This window comes from Kribbella sp. NPDC058693 (assembly GCF_042715335.1).
Classification (GTDB): domain Bacteria; phylum Actinomycetota; class Actinomycetes; order Propionibacteriales; family Kribbellaceae; genus Kribbella; species Kribbella jiaozuonensis.
Map to the genome: position 1 here is coordinate 828290 of NZ_JBHXSQ010000001.1, position 21135 is coordinate 849424.

Annotated in this window: 22 protein-coding genes; 12 read left to right on the forward strand and 10 right to left on the reverse strand. The window is 67.8% G+C overall.

Going from position 1 to position 21135, the window contains the following annotated elements; genetic code table 11:
* Positions 1-73: 73 nt before the first annotated feature.
* Positions 74-397, reverse strand: a complete 324-nt coding sequence (locus tag ACFWUU_RS03885; RefSeq protein WP_380172458.1) for an ArsR/SmtB family transcription factor — start codon at positions 395-397, stop codon at positions 74-76.
* Positions 398-708: 311 nt separating this feature from the next.
* Here ACFWUU_RS03885 and ACFWUU_RS03890 point away from each other — a divergent pair, with 311 nt between their 5' ends.
* A complete protein-coding gene (locus ACFWUU_RS03890) occupies positions 709-1956 on the forward strand; it encodes an MFS transporter (protein ID WP_380172460.1) in 1248 nt (415 codons plus the stop codon).
* Here the strand turns inward: ACFWUU_RS03890 and ACFWUU_RS03895 are convergent.
* Positions 1940-2926, reverse strand: coding sequence for a TerC/Alx family metal homeostasis membrane protein (locus tag ACFWUU_RS03895; RefSeq protein ID WP_380172462.1), 987 nt, complete (start codon positions 2924-2926; stop codon positions 1940-1942). The genes ACFWUU_RS03890 and ACFWUU_RS03895 overlap by 17 nt on opposite strands.
* 284 nt (positions 2927-3210) lie before the next feature.
* Between ACFWUU_RS03895 and ACFWUU_RS03900 the strand changes: the two genes are divergently transcribed.
* The 6 genes from ACFWUU_RS03900 to ACFWUU_RS03925 all read left to right on the forward strand — a co-directional run bounded on the left by ACFWUU_RS03900 (position 3211) and on the right by ACFWUU_RS03925 (position 9386).
* Complete coding sequence (locus ACFWUU_RS03900; protein WP_380172464.1) at positions 3211-3759, forward strand: TetR/AcrR family transcriptional regulator; 549 nt, start codon at positions 3211-3213, stop codon at positions 3757-3759.
* Positions 3756-5255, forward strand: a complete 1500-nt coding sequence (locus ACFWUU_RS03905; RefSeq protein ID WP_380172466.1) for an MFS transporter — start codon at positions 3756-3758, stop codon at positions 5253-5255. Before ACFWUU_RS03900 ends, ACFWUU_RS03905 begins: the two co-directional genes overlap by 4 nt.
* Positions 5256-5466: 211 nt before the next feature.
* Positions 5467-5778: a septal ring lytic transglycosylase RlpA family protein gene (locus ACFWUU_RS03910; protein WP_233714619.1), complete on the forward strand. Its 312-nt coding sequence runs from the start codon at positions 5467-5469 to the stop codon at positions 5776-5778.
* Positions 5779-5791: 13 nt separating this feature from the next.
* Complete coding sequence (locus tag ACFWUU_RS03915; RefSeq protein WP_380172469.1) at positions 5792-6394, forward strand: cell wall protein; 603 nt, start codon at positions 5792-5794, stop codon at positions 6392-6394.
* Position 6395: 1 nt separating this feature from the next.
* Positions 6396-7214: a MauE/DoxX family redox-associated membrane protein gene (locus ACFWUU_RS03920; protein ID WP_380172471.1), complete on the forward strand. Its 819-nt coding sequence runs from the start codon at positions 6396-6398 to the stop codon at positions 7212-7214.
* A 132-nt stretch (positions 7215-7346) separates the two neighbouring features.
* Positions 7347-9386 carry a PQQ-dependent sugar dehydrogenase gene (locus ACFWUU_RS03925; protein WP_380172473.1) on the forward strand — a complete coding sequence of 680 codons (2040 nt, stop codon included), beginning with the start codon at positions 7347-7349 and terminating at the stop codon, positions 9384-9386.
* Here the strand turns inward: ACFWUU_RS03925 and ACFWUU_RS03930 are convergent.
* The 5 genes from ACFWUU_RS03930 to ACFWUU_RS03950 form a co-directional block, all read right to left on the reverse strand.
* Positions 9383-10003, reverse strand: coding sequence for a TetR/AcrR family transcriptional regulator (locus ACFWUU_RS03930; RefSeq protein WP_380172475.1), 621 nt, complete (start codon positions 10001-10003; stop codon positions 9383-9385). The genes ACFWUU_RS03925 and ACFWUU_RS03930 overlap by 4 nt on opposite strands.
* The gene (locus ACFWUU_RS03935) at positions 10000-11010 is read right to left on the reverse strand and encodes an NAD-dependent epimerase/dehydratase family protein (protein WP_380172477.1); all 1011 of its coding nucleotides are present in this window, start codon (positions 11008-11010) and stop codon (positions 10000-10002) included. Before ACFWUU_RS03935 ends, ACFWUU_RS03930 begins: the two co-directional genes overlap by 4 nt.
* Before the next feature lie 76 nt (positions 11011-11086).
* Positions 11087-11944 carry a haloalkane dehalogenase gene (locus ACFWUU_RS03940; RefSeq protein WP_380172479.1) on the reverse strand — a complete coding sequence of 286 codons (858 nt, stop codon included), beginning with the start codon at positions 11942-11944 and terminating at the stop codon, positions 11087-11089.
* A gap of 9 nt (positions 11945-11953) precedes the next feature.
* Positions 11954-12391, reverse strand: coding sequence for a MarR family winged helix-turn-helix transcriptional regulator (locus tag ACFWUU_RS03945; RefSeq protein WP_380172481.1), 438 nt, complete (start codon positions 12389-12391; stop codon positions 11954-11956).
* Between the two features lie 36 nt (positions 12392-12427).
* Positions 12428-12949, reverse strand: coding sequence for an NUDIX domain-containing protein (locus ACFWUU_RS03950; protein WP_380172483.1), 522 nt, complete (start codon positions 12947-12949; stop codon positions 12428-12430).
* Between the two features lie 42 nt (positions 12950-12991).
* On the opposite strand from ACFWUU_RS03950, the gene ACFWUU_RS03955 reads away from it, so the two are divergent.
* On the forward strand, positions 12992-13387 hold the full coding sequence (locus ACFWUU_RS03955) for a VOC family protein (protein ID WP_137253717.1): 396 nt from the start codon (positions 12992-12994) through the stop codon (positions 13385-13387).
* On the opposite strand, the gene ACFWUU_RS03960 is transcribed toward ACFWUU_RS03955, so the two are convergent.
* Entirely contained in the window at positions 13372-13740 is a 369-nt protein-coding gene (locus ACFWUU_RS03960; RefSeq protein WP_380172485.1) for a GNAT family N-acetyltransferase, read from the reverse strand. The genes ACFWUU_RS03955 and ACFWUU_RS03960 overlap by 16 nt on opposite strands.
* Before the next feature lie 53 nt (positions 13741-13793).
* On the opposite strand from ACFWUU_RS03960, the gene ACFWUU_RS03965 reads away from it, so the two are divergent.
* From ACFWUU_RS03965 to ACFWUU_RS03975, 3 genes are all read left to right on the forward strand, one after another.
* Positions 13794-14894, forward strand: a complete 1101-nt coding sequence (locus tag ACFWUU_RS03965) for an NAD(P)/FAD-dependent oxidoreductase (protein WP_380172487.1) — start codon at positions 13794-13796, stop codon at positions 14892-14894.
* A gap of 81 nt (positions 14895-14975) precedes the next feature.
* On the forward strand, positions 14976-15413 hold the full coding sequence (locus ACFWUU_RS03970) for an iron chaperone (protein WP_137253714.1): 438 nt from the start codon (positions 14976-14978) through the stop codon (positions 15411-15413).
* A 42-nt stretch (positions 15414-15455) separates the two neighbouring features.
* Positions 15456-18587 carry a BTAD domain-containing putative transcriptional regulator gene (locus tag ACFWUU_RS03975; protein WP_380172489.1) on the forward strand — a complete coding sequence of 1044 codons (3132 nt, stop codon included), beginning with the start codon at positions 15456-15458 and terminating at the stop codon, positions 18585-18587.
* On the opposite strand, the gene ACFWUU_RS03980 is transcribed toward ACFWUU_RS03975, so the two are convergent.
* Positions 18571-19314 (reverse strand): ABC transporter permease, encoded by a 744-nt coding sequence (locus tag ACFWUU_RS03980; RefSeq protein WP_137253712.1) that lies wholly within the window; start codon positions 19312-19314, stop codon positions 18571-18573. The genes ACFWUU_RS03975 and ACFWUU_RS03980 overlap by 17 nt on opposite strands.
* Positions 19311-20255 carry an ATP-binding cassette domain-containing protein gene (locus tag ACFWUU_RS03985; RefSeq protein ID WP_380172491.1) on the reverse strand — a complete coding sequence of 315 codons (945 nt, stop codon included), beginning with the start codon at positions 20253-20255 and terminating at the stop codon, positions 19311-19313. Before ACFWUU_RS03985 ends, ACFWUU_RS03980 begins: the two co-directional genes overlap by 4 nt.
* Before the next feature lie 145 nt (positions 20256-20400).
* On the opposite strand from ACFWUU_RS03985, the gene ACFWUU_RS03990 reads away from it, so the two are divergent.
* Positions 20401-21075, forward strand: a complete 675-nt coding sequence (locus ACFWUU_RS03990) for a DUF4097 domain-containing protein (protein ID WP_380172493.1) — start codon at positions 20401-20403, stop codon at positions 21073-21075.
* The last annotated feature ends 60 nt before the right edge of the window (positions 21076-21135 follow it).

Consider the following 21135-nt stretch of genomic DNA (forward strand, 5'->3'; position numbering starts at 1 on the left):
GGCCAAATGTCAAGACCTGACTTCGTAGGCATGGAGGCCGGAATCGTTCGCGGCCGGCCGTCGCGCGACGGCATCAGGCCGGTGTCGACCCATCTCCAGGGGTACGGCGCAGGGGTGGGGCCTTGTCGTGACGGGTGGCCACGTCGACGGCCCAGTGGGCGATTGCGTGGAGTGCGTCGGGGTTCAGTTCGTGCCAGCGGTGGCGACCCACCAGAGTGGTCCGCACCACATCGGCTGTCTGCAGGATCTTCAGATGCTGCGACACCGCCGGCCGGCTGATCGGGAACAACTCGGCCAGCTGCCCGGTCGTCGCCGGACCCTGCGCCAGCCGCGTCACCATCCGTCGCCGGGACGCATCGGCGACCGCCGCCAGGACGGCGCCGACCTCGATCGCCACAGCACTCCTTCAATCGGTAAGCCCGACCTTACGCGTAAGAATATACTTACGCAATGCAGCAAAAACCTGACCCGACCATCACGGGGGAACGGCCGGGCCAGGCAGTATCGATAGTACCCCGGATCACCGCCCGTGGTCGGCTAATTCGGAGGCGGACGCGCCGGGTCTCCTCTACCCTGAGCGACATGCAATCCCGCTCCTGAAAGCGCACCTCCGCGGCCCGATCCGGGCCACCGTCGTGCGTCACGTCAAGCGCTTGACCGCCGGTCGCGCTTCGTCATGCCCGCACACGCTTTCGGGAGCACTTCGCGATGTCTGTCTACCGGTCCGCGGACCCTGTTCGGACGTACTACGTCTACAACGCCGCCTGGTCGTTCCTCGCCGCGCTGTCCTTCACCCTCAGCGCGGTGTACTACGTCCGCGACGCCGGCCTGAACCCGCTGCAGATGGTCCTGGTCGGGACCACGCTCGAGCTCGCCTGCTTCCTGTTCGAGATCCCCACCGGCATCGTCGCCGACCTGTACAGCCGCCGGCTCTCGATCATCATCGGCTTCGTCCTGATCGGGGCCGGCTTCCTGCTCCAGGGCCTGGTGCCCGCGTTCCTGGCGATCCTCGCCGCGCAGGTGCTGTGGGGCGTCGGCTTCACCTTCACCTCCGGCGCCGACCAGGCCTGGATCACCGACGAGATCGGCACCGAGCGCGCCGCGCCCGTGTTCGTCCGGGCGCAGCAGTTCGAGCTCGGCGGCAGGATCGTCGGGATCATCTGCGCCGGCGCGCTCGGCCTGGTCAGCCTGCCGCTGCCGATGGCGATCTCCGGCGCCGGGATGATCCTGCTCGCGCTGATGCTCGGGGTCTTCATGCGCGAACAGAACTTCCACCGGACCCCGAAGGAGGAGCGCGAGACGTTCCGGCAGATGGCCGAGACGTTCAAGAGCGGGCTCGAGGCGGCCCGGCGGCGTCCCGTCGTACGCACGCTGGTGATCATCAGCCTGATCTCCGGCCTCGCGAGCGAGGCGTTCGACCGGTTGTGGTCGGTCAAGATCCTGAACTTCAGCTTCCCGACGGTCTTCGGTACGTCGGACCCCGCGTTCTGGTTCACCGTGCTCGCACTGGTCGGGACGCTGTTGTCGCTGTTCACATCCCTGGTGCTGAACCGGCTCTCCCCCGACCGCCTGTCCGCCGCACATCCCACCGGCATCCTCGCCACGCTGGCGATACTGCAGGTGGTCGGCATCTGCTCGTTCGCCCTGCTCGGGAACCTCTGGCTCGCGCTTGCCGCGATGTGGCTCAACACCGTCGCCGGCACCCTGGCGTACCCGATCGAGTCCGCCTGGCTGAACCGCCACGTCGACTCCCGCTCGCGCGCGACGGTGATCTCGATGGTCTCCCAGGCGAACGCGATCGGTCAGGTCGTCGGCGGCCCGCCGCTGGGCGCGTTGGGCCGCTCGTCGCTGCGCGCCGCGTTGCTGGCATCCGGGCTGATCTGGACGCCGATCCCCGTGTTGTACCTGCGCCTCAAGGACGTACGCCGTACCCCTGAGGTCAGTCGTCGATCTTGACCCGGACCTCTTCGCGGCGACTGTCGTACGACGACTTGATCAGGCTGGCCACGGTCGTGACGAACAACGTGGCGAGGATGAAGCCGAGCGACGTCAGGATGCCGATATGCGGTAGGTGGATCGCGCCGATGTCGTCGATGTGCGAGCCGTGCAGCGCCTCGATGATCAGCTTGACGCCGATGAACGCGAGGATCACCGACAGGCCGACGTTCAGGTAGATGATCCGCTCCAGCAGGCCGCCGATCAGGAAGTACAGCTGGCGCAGGCCCATCAGCGCGAACGCGTTGGCGGTCAGCACGATGTACGCGTCCTGGGTGAGGCCGAAGATCGCCGGGATCGAGTCGAGCGCGAAGATCACGTTCGCCATCCCGATCGCGGCGATCACGATCACCAGCGGCGTGAGCAGCCGGCGCCCGTCGATGCGGGTGGTCAGCTTGTCGCCGTCGTAGTCGTGCGCGAGCGGGAGGATCCTGCGCATGCCCCGCAGTACGGCGTTCTCCTGGAAGTCGCTCTCGTCGTTCTCGCCCTCGAGCGCCAGCCGGATCGCGGTATAGACCAGGAACGCGCCGAAGATGTAGAACACCCAGCTCGCCGCCGAGATCGCCGCCGCGCCGGCCAGGATGAAGATCGCCCGCAGCAGCATCGAGACCACGATGCCGATGTACAGCACCTTGTCCTGCGCCAGGCTCGGGACGGCGAACCGCGCCATGATGATCACGAACACGAACAGGTTGTCGACACTGAGGCTGTACTCCGTGATGTAGCCCGCGACGAACTCGCTGCCGCTCTGCCCCGGACTGAACAGGAACAGCCCGAGCGCGAAGAGTCCGGCGAGGCCGACGTAGAACAGCACCCACCGGGTCGCGTCCTTGATCGTCACGGTGTGGTTTCGGCGCGCGATCACGATCAGGTCGAACGCGACGATCGCGAGCAACCCGACGATCGTGAGCACCCAGACCACTGGTGGCATGACTGAGACCATGACGAACCTCCGGACGTGGGCATACCTCTAGCTCGGTCCGGAGGTCTCTCCCACCCAAGTTCCCTTGGGCCGGCAGCACCGGTTCGGCCGCTAGGGCCTCCCGTGATGACGACACTGCCGTGGCGGAATACTCCCCTCCACAAACGGTGCAAGCATATCCGGTCCCGATCTATTCCCGGACACACTGCCTCGCTGCTCAGAATCGTATACCGCATACTGACTCCAATGCTAGAGATGAGACATGAATGTCTCAAATGGGTTATTCTTGTCTCATGGCTGTTGATCGGGAGCGGGTACTGCGGGATGCCGCCGGACTGCTGATGCGCAAGTCCGGGGCGACGATGGACGAGGTCGCGCGGGCGGCCGGGATCAGTCGTGCGACGCTGAACCGTCAGTTCGCCGGCCGGGATGCGCTCGTGCGCGCGCTCGAAGAGCTGGGGCTGGCCGAGTGTGAGCGCGCGGTGGAGAAGGCCGGTCTCGATGACGGTCCGGCCGCCGACGCAGTACGGCGGTTGGTGCGGGAGCTGGAGCCGGCCGCGGGCCTGCTCGCGTTCCTGTACTCGGAGAACCAGTTGTTCGAAGGCGACGGGCAGCACGAGGGCTGGGCCCGGCTGGACGCGCGCATGGTCGCGCTGTTCCGGCGCGGCCAGGAGGCCGGTGAGTTCCGGATCGACCTCAGCCCGATCTGGTTGAGCGAGGCGCTCTACGGACTGCTGGTCTCCGCGGCCTGGGCCGTCTCCGATGGCCGGGTCGCATCCAATGACTTCACCTCGAACATCACCGAGTTGCTCCTCGGCGGCGCAGTACGGAGTACGCAATGAAGCAGCAGGTCACCCGGCCGGGGCGCTGGCTGGCACTCGGCGTACTCGTGCTTGCCGTGCTGCTGGTCGCGGTCGACGCGACGGTCCTCGGCCTCGCAACTCCTTTCCTCACAGAGGAGCTGCAGCCGTCCGGCACGCAACTGCTGTGGATCGGCGATGCATACTCGTTCGTCCTGGCCGGACTGCTCGTCTCGATGGGCAGCCTCGGCGACCGGATCGGACGCAAGAAGATCCTGCTGATCGGCGCGACGGCGTTCGGCGCGATCTCCGTGCTCAACGCGTACGCAAACTCGGCCGAGCTGATGATCGTCGCCCGCGCACTGCTCGGTGTCGCCGGCGCGACGTTGATGCCGGCCACGCTCGCCCTGATCCGCAACATCTTCCACGACCCGCGCGAGCGCAGCCTCGCCATCGGCATCTGGGGCGCTGCCGCGTCGGCCGGGATGGCAGTCGGTCCGATCGTCGGCGGCGTACTGCTCGAGAACTTCTGGTGGGGTTCGGTCTTCCTGATCAACCTGCCGGTGATGGCGGTGCTGGTGGTCGTCGGCGCGAAGCTGCTGCCCGAGTCGCGCAACCCCGCGCCGGGTCCCTGGGATCTGGTCAGCGTCGTGCTGTCGATGGTCGGCATGATCGGTGTCGTCTATGCGATCAAGGAGTTCGCGGCGCACGGCTTCGGCTGGACCGCGTTCGCGGCGCTGATCATCGGCGTGGCCGGGCTCTACGGATTCGTACGGCGTCAGCGTCGGCTGCCGATCCCGTTGCTGGACCTGCGCCTGTTCCGCAGCCGTGGTTTCAGCAGCGCGGTGCTGGCCGATCTGCTCACGATTCTTGGGCTTTCCGGGCTGATCTTCTTCCTCTCGCAGTACCTCCAGTTGGTGCAGGGCATGCGGCCGATCGAGGCCGGTCTGGCGGAGTTGCCGGCCGCGATCGGGGCGGTCGTCGCGGGTCTGCTGGCGGGTCGCGTGGCGCGGCGGTTCTCAGTACGTGCGGTGGTCGCGGGCGGTCTGGCTGCGATCGGTGTGGCGCTGGCTGCGCTCACCACGATCAGCCAAACGACCGGGTATCCGTTGCTCGGTGCGGCGTTGCTCGTGGTCGGGGCAGGAGCTGGGTTCTCGTTCACCGTCACGGCTGACGTGATCCTGGCCGCCGTACCGAAGGAGCAGGCTGGGGCGGCGAGCGCGGTGTCCGAGACGGCGTACGAGCTCGGTGCCGCGCTTGGCATCGCGCTGCTCGGCTCGATCGTCACGGGCATCTACCGCGGCTTCTCGAGCCCGGCCGGTACGCCGGAAGCAGCGCACGAGTCGCTCGGCGGTGCCGTCGAGGCCGCGGGGCACTTGCCGCCGGACGCCGCTGCCGCCCTGCTGGATGCGGCCCGTCAATCCTTCGCCGATGGCGTCGCAACTGCCGCCGGGGTGGGAGCGGTCGTCCTGCTGGCAACAGCGGTCGCGGCGTGGTTCCTGCTGCGCGGTCAAACCCTGAGCACGCACGAACACTAGGCAAAAAGTTTCCATTTCCGCGCTGAGCTCTGGGAGATTCCGCCGGATCGGAGTACAAACAGTTCCTGTTAGGTCTTACCGCCCCTAGGCCTAGGAGGAATCTGTCATGGCCGGAATCACTGCTGAAGCCTCATGGTTCTGTTGCGGGAACGCATGGGGACCCTGTGGAAGCGCCGGGCACGGCGCCTGCGGCACCTGTAACTCGGGAAACATGCAGCACGCGTGGCCGAACACCTCGGACTCGTGCTTCGCCATCACCCATCCGGACAGCTGCGGGATCACCGGGATGTCCCGGCGGACCTGCGGCTTCCAGCACGCCACGACCAGTCTGTGCACCGGTAAGCGGATCGTCACGTCGATCGCCGACTGCGGTCCGCAGACCGACCTGTTCTGCGGCGAGCGCACCTGCTGCGGCGGGAACTGCGCCTCGAACCGGGTCATCGACTTCACGCCGGCCGCGTTCAGCGCGCTCGGCCTCAGCCTGAACAGCGGCCTGTCCCCCGTGACGATCAACGCGGCCTGAGAGGAGAACCGAGATGACAACCACGATGGATCGCCGCTCGCTGCTCAGCCGCGCCGCTCTCGGCGCGACCGGACTGGTCGCTGCCACCGCGATGGGATCGCTCGCGCCGGAGACGGCGTTCGCGTCGTCCCAGCAGTTCGCGGACGCGGGTCAGCCGGACCCGAACTTCGCCGAGGGCCTGATCATGGGCCGCAACCAGGATCTCCTGCAGGTACAGGGATCCGACGGCCGGCTGCACCGGATCCAGTTGACCGGCGTGACGAGCGTCTGGAAGCTCCGCCCGACCACGATCGACCAGGCCAAGATCGGCGACGGCCTGTACGCGCGTGGCGTGCTGTTGCCGGACGGAGTACTGGCCGCCGAGGCCGTCTGGGTCAACATCGTCAACCTGACCGTCGGGATCACGTCGATCAGCCGCTCCGGCGTGCAGTTCGACCACCACGGCCAGAAGGTCGTCGGACACGTCCAGTCCGGTACGACGGCAGCCGTGTACAACGGCACGCCGGCGGTATCGGACCTGTCGATGCTCAAGGTCGGCCGGCACGCCCAGGTGATCGGAGCCTGGCGACCGGGTACCAACGAGATCGACATCGCGACGATCTACACGTCGAACTGAGATGGGCACCGGTTTCGCGGCTGCTCAGCCGCTGCTGATCGGGTTGCTCCTGCTCTGGTCGTCGTACGGCAAGTTCACCAACCTCGAACAGGTAGAGCGCACCGCACTCCCCCGTCTGGTAGGCGATTCCCGGGCAAAACCCGCCTACCAAGCCGTGGCCGCGGTCGAAGCCCTCATCGCCCTCGCGCTTCTCCTACCACCCGTCTGGGCGATCGAGGCAGTTGCCGCGGTCGCGCTGTCGGTCGGCTTCACCGGCTTCCTCATCTACTCCAAGGTCGTCGTGCCTGAGGCCTCCTGTGGATGTGCCGGAAAGTCGGCGAAACCCGTCGGCCGCCGTGCCATCGCCCGCGCTTTGTTGCTACTAGCAACAACTGCGCTGGCGACGACGGCGTCGACCGGTTGGTGGTCAGCAGGTCCGGCCGTGCTGGTTCTGGTCGTAGAGGCAGCTGTGTTCGTCATGCTGTCCGCCGAGCTCGACCGCTACTGGTTGCTGCCCATCCGCCGACTCCGGATCAGGCTCAGCCATCCGTACGCCGGTACGGCATCCAGCACCGCACCACTCGTCGCCACGCAACGACGGGTGCTGCTCAGCCCGGCGTACCGCGCGGTCGACGGGTATCTGCGCTCCGACATCCACGACTACTGGGACGACGACGACTGGCGCTACCTCAGCTACATCGCCAGGTACGACGGCCGCCGTGCGACCGCCGTCTTCGCCGTACCGCATCATGACTCCACACCGGAGTCCGTCCGGGTCGCCGTGGTCGACGAGACCTCGGGTCTGACCCTCTACCGCCCGACGGTGCTCGCCACCGTCTGACCGTTTGAAGCGATGCCCCCGCGGGCCTGGCCGCGGGGGCTTCGTGCTGTTGACAGAACCCATGATCGTTAGGAAGCTTTCCTAATAGTTAGTCCCCTGCAGCTCCTCCGCCCCGGAAATCCAGGAGACCTCATGAGACCCCGCTCGATCTGGGCTGTCACCGCGCTGGCCGTCGCCACGCTCGGGTTCAGCGCTCCCCCGGCTGCAACCGCGGCCGCCACCGACTACCAGGCCGAGGACGCGACCATCTCGCAAGGTGTGGTCGAGTCCAACCACGCCGGCTACACCGGCAGCGGCTTCGTCAACTACGACAATCTCGTCGGCAGCTATGTCGAGTGGACGATGTCGGCTCCGGCCGGGCCGGCCGACGTGACACTGCGATACGCGAACGGTACGGCGGCCACCCGGCCGATGGACTTCACCGTCAACGGTCAGCCCGGCGCGGTCGGCATCACGTTCCCCGGAACGGGTGCGTGGACGACCTGGCAGACCAAGACCGTCCGCCTCCAGCTCACCGCCGGCACGAACAAGATCCGCGCTCGCGCGACCAGCGCCGACGGCGGACCGAACGCGGACAAGCTGACCGTCACTCCGACCACCGATGACAGCACACCGCCGTCGGCGCCCGGCAACCTGACCGTCAGCGATATCAAGTCGAACGCCGCGACCTTCCACTGGACCGCCGCGACGGACAACGTCGGAGTCGTCCGGTACGAGATCAATCGCGGCGGCAACGTCCTGAAGGTTGTCGACGGCAACACTCTCGCGGCGACCGTGGACACCTTGACGGCGAACACGTCGTACGACATCTCGGTCGGCGCGTTCGATGCCGCGGGCAACGCTTCGCAGCAGAGCAATGTGGTCACGTTCACCACGCCGGGCAGCGGTGATACACAGCCACCGTCGGTGCCCGGGAACCTGCATTCGACCGGCGTCACCGCGAACAGCGTCTCACTGGCCTGGAACGCGTCGACCGATAACAGCGGCAGCATCGCCGGGTACGACGTGTATCAGGGATCGACGAAGGTCGCGACGACCGGCTCGCTCACCACGACGGTCACCGGGTTGACGGCGAACACGGAGTACACGTTCACCGTCAAGGCGCGTGATCCTGACGGCAATGCTTCCGCGGCGAGCAACGCTGTCACGGTTCGTACGTCGACCGGTGGCGCCGGCGGGATTCCGGCGTACGACAAGGACATCGCGAAGGTCGATCTCGGCTGGAGTGTGGCCTTCCTGCCGGACGGGTCGGCGCTGGTGACCGAGCGGGACCGGTTCGAAGTACTGCGGGTGACGGCGTCGGGTCAGAAGACGACGCTCGGGAAGGTGCCGGGGGTGGTGACGACCAGCGGTGAAGGCGGTCTGCTCGGCGTGGCATTGTCGCCGAACTTCGCGACCGACCACTGGGTGTACTTCTACCACACGGCTTCCGGCGACAACCGGATCGTGCGGATGAAGTACGAGGACGGCAAGCTCGCTACGACGTCGTCGCCGGTGCTCACTGGATTGGCCAAGAACCGGTACCACAACGGCGGGCGGATCGCGTTCGGTCCGGACGGGAAGCTGTACGCGACCGTCGGCGACGCGAAGAACTCCGGTAACGCGCAGAACAAGAACTCGCTCAACGGCAAGATCCTGCGGATGAACCCGGACGGTACGCCGCCGAGCGACAACCCGTTCTACAGCAGCGGCGGCAACGCGCGGTACGTCTGGAGCTGGGGTCACCGCAACCCGCAGGGCCTCGCGTGGGACTCGCGCGGTCAGCTGTGGGCCGCCGAGTTCGGCGAGAACAGTCAGGACGAGCTCAACCTGATCCAGAAGGGCGGGAACTACGGCTGGCCGTCGTGCGAGGGCACGATCGGCGACTGCGGCGGGTACATCGCTCCGAAGCGGACCTGGTCGACCTCGCAGGCCGGGCCGAGCGGCATCGAGATCGTCAACGACTGGATCTACATCGCCGGCGTCACCGGCGAGCAGCTCTGGGTCACGAAGATCAATGCCGCCGGCAACGGTGTGGGTACGCCGCAGGCCGTGTTCTCGGGTCGCTGGGGCCGGCTGCGCAGTGTCACGCGGACGCCGGACGGCGGGCTGTGGCTGACCTCGACGAACGACGACAAGAACGGCGGTACGCCGAGCACGATCGACAATGTGATCGTGCGGCTGAAGTTCTAGCCTTTGCCGCTTCGCAGCATCGCGTCGAGGGCTTCGGCCGGAGGCGGGCCGACCGGGAGCTGTGGGCCGTTGGATGGCTTGAGTGCGTCGAGCATGAGAGCCAGGTAGCGGCGCCACAGCTCGGGGTCGATGGTCCGGCTCATCGCGAACGCCGGGCCGAGCATCGCGAAGATCGCGGCGACGTCCTGCGGAGCGGCGTCGGCTCGGATCGCGCCGGCGCGTTGGGCTTTCGTGAAGAGTTCGGTGACCGAGGCAACGATGCGCGGCCAGATCCGGGCCTGCTCGTCGTAGTCACCCTGTCCGGTGAGGGTTTCGTACAGACCGCGGTCGGCGGCCTGGCGGGCGGCGGTGCGTTCGAAGAACTGCACGAGTCCGTCCCACGGGTCGTCGATGCTCAGTGCATCCTCGGCATCGACGACGATCTGCTCGGTGGCCTCTCGCAGTACCTCGGCGGCGATCGCGTGCTTGTTCGGGAAGTGCCGGTACGCCGTACCCGTGCCGAGGCCGGCGTGCCGCGCGATGTCGTCGAGGGTCGCGCCGAACCCGTGCTCGGCGAACACCTCGCGCGCGGACGTCACCAGCCGCTGCCGATTGCGCACCGAGTCTTTGCGGGTCATGCAGCTACGCCGTGGTCGATCAGGCTCTGCGCGCACTGCAGGACTGTCTCGGCCGCTGGTCTCGGCTTCCAGCTGAGCAGGCGCTCCGCCTTCGCGGTGGTGTGGCGGTTGCGCCGGCCGAGCGAGATCGTCAGCGCTCGCAACGACGGGTCGGTGAGCGACGCCAGTCGTACGACGAAGTTCGGTAGCTCACGGGTCGGCACCGACTTGGCCTGCTCGCCTAGGCCGGCCTTGAGCGCGGCCGCGATCTCCCGCATCCAGACGAATTCGCCGGTACCCAGGAACCGTTCGCCGGCCGCCTCGGATGACAGCATCGCGCGGATGTGCAGGTCGACCAGGTCGCGTACGTCGACGACCTCCAGCCCGATCTTCGGCGTACCGGGCATCTTGCCGGACAGCATCCGCTGGATGATCCGCGTCGTACCGACGTTATCCGCGCTGAGGATCGGGCCGAGCACCGCGCCGGGCAGGATCGTGGTGAGCTCGGTCGGACCGTCGTACGACGCCATGAAGTCCCAGACTGCCTTCTCTGCAAGGGTTTTCGAGCGTCTGTAGGCGGGCAGCTTCGGGTCGTCGACAGTCCAGAGGGTCTCGTCGGTGATGCCGTCCTCGGCGTACGACGCTGGGCTGGCTGCGTTGGCGGCGGACGTCATCACGACGCGCTTGACGCCGGCTCTCGTCGCGGCCTTGAGTACGCGCAAGGCGCCGTCGCGGGCCGGGATGATCAGGGCGTTGGGGTCCTTCGAGGTTTCGTCGCCGAGTGGGGACGCGACATGCAGCACGTAGTCGACGCCTGCCATTGCCGCGTCCCACCCGTCGTCGTCCATGAGGTCCGCTTTCGCGAACGTCAGCCGGTCTCCCGGTTCGCCGACCGCTGCGCGCACCGCGTCAGCCTTTGTGAGGCTGCGGATCGTGGTGCGGACGGCGTACCCGCGCTCGAGCAGCGCGACGATCGCCCAGCCGCCGACGTACCCGGTCCCGCCCGTCACCAGCACCGTCTCAGCCATCTGCTCCACCTCGCTGCTTAACGGAGATCTGTTCTCCGGTTATCAGCGTAGCACGAAGTGGAGAGCTGCTCTCCGGTTAGCGCAGGCCGTGCTTGTCGATCCAGGTGGAGATCTCGGTGCCGATCTCCTTCGGGCGGTCCTCGGCGGCGTGATGGCCGGCCTCGCCGACATGTACGACGTCGAGCGCGGCGATGTTCGCCTCGCACCAGTTCTTGTAGTCCTCGTTGATGAGCAGCGTCGGTGAGCCTTCGAAGGTGAGCAGCAGCTTCGGTACGTCGACGCTCGCCGCCAGCCACGCGTCGTACGCCTCGATCCTCTCGACCAGCTCGGCCGGATCGCCGCCGAGCGGGATCTGGCGGGCCCAGGCGAGGATGGGCTTGCGGGTCTCGGGCGTGGGGTACGGCGCGAGGTACGTCTGCAGGTCCTCGTCCGGGACGGGGATGAGGACGCCGCCGGTGAAGGCTTGGCGGACGAAGAGGTTCTTCTCGAGGACGAGGTCCTCGCCGGGTCCCGTCGTACGGATCAGGCGGGAGCGTTCCGCGGCCTGCGGCGAGAGGTCCTCCCACGCCATCGGCTTCACGATGCTCTCGAAGAACGCGATGCCCTTCACGCGCTCGGGATGACGCGTGGCCCAGTCGAACGCGAGCGCACCACCCCAGTCATGGCCGACCAGGATCACGTCGTCGAGCTCGAGCGCGTCGAACCAGGCGTCGAGGTAGCGGGCATGGTCGGCGAACTTGTATTCCAGCTCGGGCTTGCCGGAGCGGCCCATCCCGATCAGGTCGGGCGCGAGGCGGCGGCCTTCGCCGACGAGCGGGGTGATGTTGCGCCAGACGTACGACGAGGCGGGATTGCCGTGCAGGAAGACGATCGGCGTGCCGCTGCCGGTGTCTTCATAGTGGATGGTCGAGTCGAGCAGTTCGATATCAGGCATGACTGTTCCTCACAGTGGAGTGTCGAGTAGTTCGGTGAGATCGCGCACGAAGGTCTTCGTCCGCGCGCCACGGCGGCCACCGAGCGGCGCCAGCAGTTTGTCCAGCAGAGCGGCAACTTCCGCGATGGCGGGCTCGATGGCCTCGCGCCCCTTGGCGGTCAACTCGAGCCGCATCGTGCGCGTGTCAACGGCATCCCGGGTCCGCTGCATCAGCCCGTCGGCATCAAGACTCCGCGCCAACTTCGAGACGTACAACGCCTCCAGCCCCGTGTGATCAGCCAACTCCCGCTGACTAGGGACCCGCCCGTCCCGCTCCAGCCCGTACAACGACGCGAGCATCACGTACTGCGCATGCGTCAACCCCCGATGCACCAACGCCCGATCCACCGCCACCCGCCACTTCATAGACAACCGCCACACCAGATGCCCAGCAGTAGCTTCACTCATACGAGATAAAGTACATGGCTACTAAGTACATGGCTACTATTTTTCTGGATGAAGCTCCCGGCCGAAGTCGGAGTAGGTGGGGATGCCTGTGGTTAGGGCTTGTTGGGCGAGGGTTAGGCGGCGGGTCATGGAGGGGCGGAGGTGGGGGGTGGCGGCTTCGAGGGTTAGGTAGTGGTGGGCTCTTGCCTCGGAGGGGTCGAGGGTGAGGGGGGTGTCGTCGAGGACGCCGCCGTCGAAGATGAAGGCGAGGGCGTCGGTCCAGGGGCCTAGGGCGGGGACCCAGTCGACAACCAGGAGGGGGCCGATTTCTAGGTCGAGGCCGATTTCTTCTTTGACCTCGCGGCGGCAAGCTTCGTACGGCGATTCGTCGTACTCGACGATGCCGCCGGGGATGTCGAGGGTGGGTTTGTAGGTGGGCTCGAGGAAGAGGATGCGGCCGGCGCGGTCGCGGATGAGGGCGCCGCCGGCGGCTGTCTTGCGCGGCAGGCGGGCGGCGATGCCGGGGTTGAACTCCTTCTCCGGCTCCCCCTCGGCGGCGAGATCGTTCTGTCGGTTCACGGGTCTAGTGTCAGGCAGACCACGACGGAGGAAGGTACTGCGATGCTGCGAGGGCGTTCGGACAAGGGCCACTGGTTCGGGACGGTGATCGACGCGCCGGACCCGCAGGCGCTCGGCATGTTCTACCACGCGGTGCTCGGCTGGGAGATCCACAAGGACGAGCCCGACGAGTTCGCACTCGCGGTCCCCGGAAACTCCGAGACGTACCTCGCGTTCCAGTCGCAGACGTCCGCCCCCTGGGCCCGCCCGGTCTGGCCGGCCACCGAGGGCGAGCAGCAGATGATGATGCACCTGGACATCGAGGTCGGCGATCTCGATGTCGCGGTCAAGCACGCCGTCGAGCTGGGCGCCACCCTCGCCGAGTTCCAACCCCAGGACGACGTCCGAGTCCTCCTCGACCCAGCCGGCCACCCCTTCTGCCTCTACGCCAACGGCTGATCCAGGGAACGGGTCATCCAGACCGACGCACCCCGTTCCGGATCCTCGTCGACCCGGCCGCTGCGCTCGAAGCCGACCTTCTCGAGCACGCGGAACGACGCCGCGTTCCACTCCCGCACGCCCGCCCACAACCGCCGCCGGCCAGTACGCCGAGCCGCCTCGACCACGGCCCGCGCCGCCTCGGTCGCGTACCCGTGCCCGTGAGCCCGCGCCGCCAACTCGTACGCGATCTCAGGCTCCTCGAACGTCGCATTCCCGACGGTGAGTCCGCAGTACCCGATGAACTCCCCCGTCCCCCGCAGCTCGATCGCCAGCAACCCGAGCCCGGCGCGTATGAGTGTGGTGGGCGTCACGTCACATCTGGGGTCGTGGGCGGTGTCTGGTGTTCGTCGAAAGGAGTGCGGACATGCACATCGTCGTACTGGGAGCTGGGTACTCCGGTCTCGTCGCGGCCAAGCTGGCGGCCCGTCGTACGGGCTCGGCCGTGACGCTCGTCAACGCTCGGGAGACCTTCGTCGAGCGGGTTCGGATGCACCAGCTCGCGTCCGGGCAGCAGCTGCCCGAGCGGCCGATCAAGGACCTGCTCGAGGGGACCGGGGTCGAGTTCGTGGCCGATCGCGTGCAGCGGATCGACGCCGCGAACCGGACCGTCGTGCTGAGTGATCGCGAGCTGCGGTACGACGTGCTGATCTATGCGCTCGGGAGCCGCGCCGACCTGAACTCGGTGCCTGGGGCAAGCGAATACGCGTACACCGTGGCCGATGTGGACCAGGCGGGCCAGCTCCGCGAGCGCCTGCGGACCAGCGGCACGATCGCTGTCGTCGGCGGCGGACTGACCGGGATCGAGGCCGCGACCGAGCTCGCCGAGACGTACCCGGATCGCGTCGTACGGCTCGTCACCAGCGGTCGACTCGGCTCCGCGCTCTCGGAGCGCGGCCGCAAGCACCTGCACCGGGCGTTCGACCGGCTCGGTATCGAGCTCGTCGAGAACGCCCGCGTCGCCGCGGTGGACGCCGACGGGCTGAAGCTGGACGACGGGGATCGTGTGGCGGCCGATGTCGTGGTGTGGACGACCGGCTTCGAGGTGTCGCCGCTGGCCGCCGAGGCCGGGTTCGCGGTCGACGAACATGGGCGGATGCAGGTCGACGCGACGCTGCGTTCCACGTCCCACCCGGACGTGTACGCGGTCGGCGACGCTGCAGCGGTACGCCGTACCAGCGGTCAGGAGCTGCGGATGGCCTGCGCGACCGGTCTGCCGGCGGCGGCGCACGCCGTACGGTCGCTGACGGCTCGTCTGGAGGGGCATGAGCCCAAGCCGCTGCGGTTCCGCTACATCAACCAGTGCATCAGCCTCGGGCGCAACGACGCGCTGATCCAGTTCGTCCACGCGGACGACTCGCCGCGCAAGACCGTCCTCACCGGGCGCGCCGCCGCCCGCTACAAGGAGACGATCGTTCGCAGCGCGTACCTTGCCCAGCGCCACCCGGGCCTGACCGCCTTGACCTGATCGATCAGTTTTCAAGAAGCGCCCGGCGTACGGCGGCTTCTAGTGTTTGGAGTGTTCAGACCGACCCGAGAGGACACTCCGATGGCCGCAACGAAGAAGACCACCGCCAAGACCAAGTCGTACGAGGGCTTCAGCGAGGCCGAGCGCGACGCGATGAAGGAGCGGGCCAAGGAGCTCAAGGGCAAGGAGGACCCGACCGAGGCGCAGCTCGCGAAGATCGCGGGCATGGCCGACGGCGACCGGGAGATGGCCCAGCGGCTGCACGACCTGATCGCGGCCGAGGTGCCGGAGCTGTCGCCGAAGCTCTGGTACGGCATGCCCGGCTGGACTCTCGGCGGGAAGAACGTGTGCTTCTTCCAGGACGCCGCCAAGTTCAAGGCCCGCTACGCCACCTTCGGCTTCAGCGACGAGGCCAAGATCGACGACGGCGACCTCTGGCCCACGTCGTACGCCGTCATGAAGCTGACACCGGCCATCGAGAAGAAGCTCATCGCCCTGGTCAAGAAGGCCGTCCGCTAGCGGGGAAGTTGCCGGCCGACGGCGCGTGGCACAATCTCGCAGGTGCAGATTGGGTTGTTGGGGCCGTTCGAGGTGCGTACGGGCGATGGTGGCGTCGCCGACGTGCCGGGGGCGCGGTTGCGGGGGTTGTTGATTGCGCTGGCCCTTGACCCGGGGCGGGTGGTGCAGAAGGCGACGCTGGTTGACTGGATCTGGGGGGAGCAGCCGCCGGCCGACGCGGCGAATGCTTTGCAGCGGTTGGTTTCCCGGCTGCGGAAGGTGTTGCCGGAAGGCTCGGTTGAGGGGCACACGGACGGCTATCGGCTGCAGGTGGATCCCGACGCGGTCGACGCCGTGCGGTTCGAGCGGCTCGTCGCGCGGGCTCGGACCGATCAGGATCCGCAGGGTGTCCGGCTGCTGCGTGAGGCGCTGGAGTTGTGGCGTGGTCCCGCGATGCAGGATGTCGGTCTCACCGAGAGCGGCGCGTTCGACGCGGCCGTGACCCGGCTCGACGGGCTCCGACTGACCGCGATGGAGGATCGGTACGACGCTGAGATCCTGCTCGGCCGCGGCGCGGAAATGGTCACCGAGCTGACCGATCTCGTCGCCGCGAACCCGGTCCGCGAACGCCTGGTCGCCGCCCTGATGCGCGCCCTCGTCGCCTCCGGCCGCGACACCGAGGCCCTCCGCGTGTACGAGCGCACCAGAGAGACCCTCGCCGACGAGCTCGGCGTCGACCCGTCACCGGAGCTGTCCGCCCTCCACGTCGCCCTCCTCCGCGGCGAGCTGGTACGACGGGATGAGAAGCGCAACACCAACCTCCGCGAGGAGCTCACGACGTACGTCGGCAAGGACGCCGACGTCGCCGCCGTCCGCGACCTGATCGCCGAGCACCGCCTCACCACGCTGATCGGACCGGGCGGCTCGGGCAAGACCAGGCTGTCCGCCGAGACCGCGCGTACCCTGCTCGGCGACCTTCCCGACGGAGCCTGGATGGTCGAACTCGCGGCCATCGGCCCCGACGGCGACGTGGCCCAAGCGACCCTGTCCGCGCTCGCGCTCCGGGACGCACTGCTGGGCGACGTACCGGAGGCGGACCCGACGGACCGAGTCATCGCCGCCGTCCGCGAGCGGGCGATGCTGCTGATCCTGGACAACTGCGAGCACGTGATCGAGTCGGCGGCCGCGTTCGCCCACCGGGTGCTCGGCGAATGCCCGCGGCTGCGGATCCTCGCGACGAGCCGGGAGCCGCTCGGCATCACCGGCGAGGCCCTCTGGCCGGTTGCACCGCTGGCCGTCCCCGCTGACGGCAGCGAGATCGGCACCTCGCCGGCGGTTCGCCTGCTGCAGGACCGCGCGGGCGCAGTACGCGCAGACCTCACGGCGGACGCGCAGACCCTGGCCACGATGGCCCGCATTTGCAGGGCATTGGACGGTATGCCGCTCGCCATCGAGCTAGCCGCGGCCCGCTTGCGCACCATGTCGTTGGAACAGCTCGCCAACCGCCTCGACGACCGCTTCCGCTTGCTGACCGGCGGCAGCCGTACGGCGCTCCCCCGGCACCGCACGCTCCGCGCGGTGATCGACTGGAGCTGGGAACTGCTGTCCGATGCCGAGCGATCGGTACTGCGCAGACTCTCGGTCTTCGCCGGCGGCGCCAGCCTGGAGGCGGCCGAGCAGGTCTGCGCCGGTGGCGAGGTCGAGTCGTGGGAGGTGCTCGACCTGCTGACCGCGTTGACCGAGAAGTCGCTCGTGGTCACGAAGGACGAGGGCGCCCCGCGGTACCGGATGCTCGGCACGATCAAGGAGTACGCCCAGCAGCGTCTCGACGAGGCAGGCGAGTCGGATCTGACCCGCCGTACCCATCTCGCGTACTTCACCGAGCTCGCCGAGACCGCGGACCCGCATCTGCGCCGCGCCGAACAGCTCGAATGGCTGGCCATTCTCGAACCGGAGCACGACAACATCGCCGCGGCGATGCGGGGCGCGCTCGCGGCTCAGGAGGCCGACGGAGCGATGCGGCTGGGCGCGGCGGCCGGCTGGTACTGGTGGTTCGCCGGTCACAAGGTCGAGGGCAACGAGTACCTGATGGCGGCTCCCGGCGTACCAGGTGAAGTGGACGACGAGATCCTGGCCGTGGTGTACGCGTTCGTCACGAACCTGCTGACGTCAGGGCGAGGACGCGACCAGTACAACGCGGAGGAATGGATCCGCAAGGCTGCCGACGTCAGCCGCCGGGTCCGGAACCCGCACCCGGCCGTGAAGCTGTCGACCGCCCTGGAACGGCTGCTGGATGGGCCGAGCGCGTTCGTCTCGGCGTTCGAATCGCTGCTTGGCGACGACGATCCGTGGGTACGGGCGCTGGCCCGCCTGCAGACCGGCAAGATGCGGATCATGCTCGGCGACGGCGACCCTGAAGCGGACGCCCTGCTCGAGGCCGGGCTGGCCGAGTTCCGCGCGATCGGCGAGCGGTGGGGCATGTCGTTCGCGCTGACCGAGCTGGCGGACCGGGTCGCTGTCCGCGGCGATTTCGCGGCCGCGAGCGAGTACTGCGAACAGGCGATCGCGGTCGCCACCGAGGTCGGCGCCACGGAGGACGTCGTACGGACGCGGTCGCGGCAGGCCCAGCTGTACTGGCTGGCCGGTGATCTGGAGTCGAGCGCGACCGCGATGGCCGAGGCGCAACGGGCGGCCGAACGGGTCGCCTGGCCGGAGGCGCTGGTCGAGCTGGCGCTGTCGAAGGCGGAGCTCGCGCGCTGGAGCGGAGATGCCGATGAGGCGAGACGGCAACTAGCCGTGGCGACGACGATGCTGGGGCACGAGGCCGAGCGGGCCAGCCTGCGGACGATCCGGCACGACGTGCTCGGGTACTTGGCCGAGGATCTCGACGAGTCCTGGGAGCACCGCACCGCCGCGGTCCAGGCGGCGACCGAGACCGGCCACATCCCGAGCATCGCGCAGGTGCTCGTCGGAATCGCCGATCTGGCGTTGCGCACCGGTCAGGACGAGCAGGCCGCCCGACTCCTCGCGGCGAGCGCCGTCGTCGGTGGTCTGCCGGATCTGTCTAACCCCGACCTGACCCGGATCGAGCAGGAAACGCGCAGTCGCCTCGGTGACACGCGGTTCACCGAGGCGACTGAAGAGGGACGGCAGGCGGACTGGTCGGAACTGGTCCGGGTCACGCTCGCTTCTTGAACGTCGAGGTCGCCCAGATGTAGCCGACGACCGCGATCCCGACGAGCCAAGCCAGTGCAGCGAGCAGGTCGCCGGTCGCCGCCGAGCCGTTCAGCAGCCCGCGCAGGGACTCGATGATCGGCGTGAACGGCTGGTACTGCGCGAACTGCTTCACGCCTGGACCCATCTTGTCGGCCGGCACGATCGCGCTACTGAAGAACGGCAGCATGATCAGCGGTACCGAGGCCAGACCCGCAGTCTCCGGAGTCTTGGCGAACAGACCGAGCGCGACGGTCAACCAGCCGGTCGCGAGACCGAGCAGTACGACGATGCCGATCACGCCGAGCCACTGGACGAAGCTCGCCGACGGGTTGAACCCGAGCGCGAAGGCCACGCCGATGATCGCCGCGATCGCGACCAGGTTGGTCATCAGGCTGGCGATCACGTGACCGGTCAGCACCGCACCCCGCGGTACGTCCATCACCTTGAACCGGTTGATGATGCCCTTGGTCATGTCCGAGTTCACCGACGTGGCCACTGATCCCAGTCCGTAGCAGACCGCCAGCAGGAGCATGCCGGGCGTCGCGTAATCGACGTACGGAACGCCGACGCTGAAGGCGTCACCGAGCATGTAGACGAACATCAGCATGACCACGACCGGCATCAGTACTGCGTTGAAAACCGAGGTTGGGTTGCGGGCGATGTGCTTGAAGTTGCGGCGCAGCATCACCACTGAGGGGTTCTTCATTTCGCGACTACCTCCGCGGTGTCGTGGCCGGTCAGGGCCAGGAAAACGTCATCGAGATCAGGGGTGTGGACAGAGAATTCCTCGGCGTCGAGCGAGTGCTCGTCGAGGCGGTCGAGCAGCGCACGGACCGACTTGGTGCCGCCGTCGCTCGGGACCCGCAGGGTCAGTGCGTCGTCGTCGCGGGTCGATTCCGGCAGGATTCCGGCGGCGACGTCGAGGTCGTCGATGGTGGCGAACCGGAACCGCACGTGCGTGCCGGGGATCTGCCGCTTGAGCTCCTCGGGGGTGCCCTCGGCAACCAACTTGCCCTGGTTGAGTACGGCGATCCGGTCGGCCAGCTCGTCGGCCTCGTCCAGGTACTGCGTGGTGAGGAAGATCGTCACGCCGTCGGCCAGTAGTTCGCGGATGATCGTCCACATCGTCCGCCGGCTGCGCGGGTCGAGACCCGTCGTCGGCTCGTCGAGGAAGATGATCCGCGGGCTGCCGACCAGCGTCATGGCCAGGTCGAGCTTGCGGCGCATGCCGCCGGAGTACGTCGCCGCGGACTTGTCGGCCGACTCCACCAGGTCGAAGCGCTCCAGCAGACTGTCGACGATCCGCTTGTCGACCTTCGTCGATCCGCGGGTCAGGTCGACCATCAGCTGCAGGTTCTCCCGGCCGGTCAGCAGCTCGTCGACGGCCGCGAACTGGCCGGTGACGCCGATCGCCGAGCGGACCGCCTTGGCCTCGGTGGCGACGTCGTGCCCGGCCACCCGGACCGTGCCGCCGTCAGCCTTGATCAACGTGGTCAGCACGTTGACCGTGGTCGTCTTGCCGGCCCCGTTCGGGCCGAGCAGCGAGAAGACGGTGCCCGCGGGGATCTCGAAGTCGATGCCGTCGAGCACGGTCTTGTCGCCGAATGTCTTGCGCAGTCCTGAGACCGCGATCGCCGAAGTTGTCATGGGATTACCTTCGGCAGCCGCCCTGACACGCACCTGACACGCCACCTACACCGTGTCAGGAGCTGTGTCTCCCGCTCATGGCGGCGCGGTGTCAGCGGTCCTCACGAGAGTTGTCGTCAACACCGACTCGTTAAGGACGGACACCATGCCGATCTTCACCACTCCCGCACCGATCTCCGCCGACGTCGACATCATCTTCGGCAACGTCACCGTCAAGGCCGGCGACCGGACCGACACCGTCGTCGAGGTCCGCCCGGTCGACCCGGCCTGGGACCTCGACGTACAGGCCGCCGAGCAGGTCGTCATCGAGTTCACCGACGGAAAACTGCAGGTCAGGCACCCGAAGCTGCGGACGCTGTTCTCCAAGAAGTACGGCGAGGTGACCGTCCTGATCGAGCTCCCGACCGGGTCCGACATCCAGGGCTACACCGCCAAGGGCAACTACGTCGTCGACGGCGAGGTCGGCGCCTGCCAGCTGAAGACCGCGAACGGCGACATCCAGGTCAGCACGGTTGCGGGCGACCTGCGCGCCAAGTCGGCCACCGGCAACATCAGCGTCGACGTGGCGCGGGCGGCGGTCAACGCCCGTACGGCAAGCGGCGACATCCGGGTCGGCCAACTGGGCACCGGAGCGGCCGATTTGTACACGGCTACAGGCTCGCTTGCGATCGGCGTACCGGTCGGTGTCGCCGCCCAACTGGACGCTCACACCTCGATCGGCCGCGTCTTCAACGAACTCGACGCCGACGAGCCAACCGACCGCACCATCAACGTCCGAGCCCGCACCCACGGCGGCAACATCACCATCTGTCGCGCGTGACCGGCACGAGATATCCGGGGCGTGTCAAGGTCTGTCGGTCGGCTCCGACTGGGGGGTGAG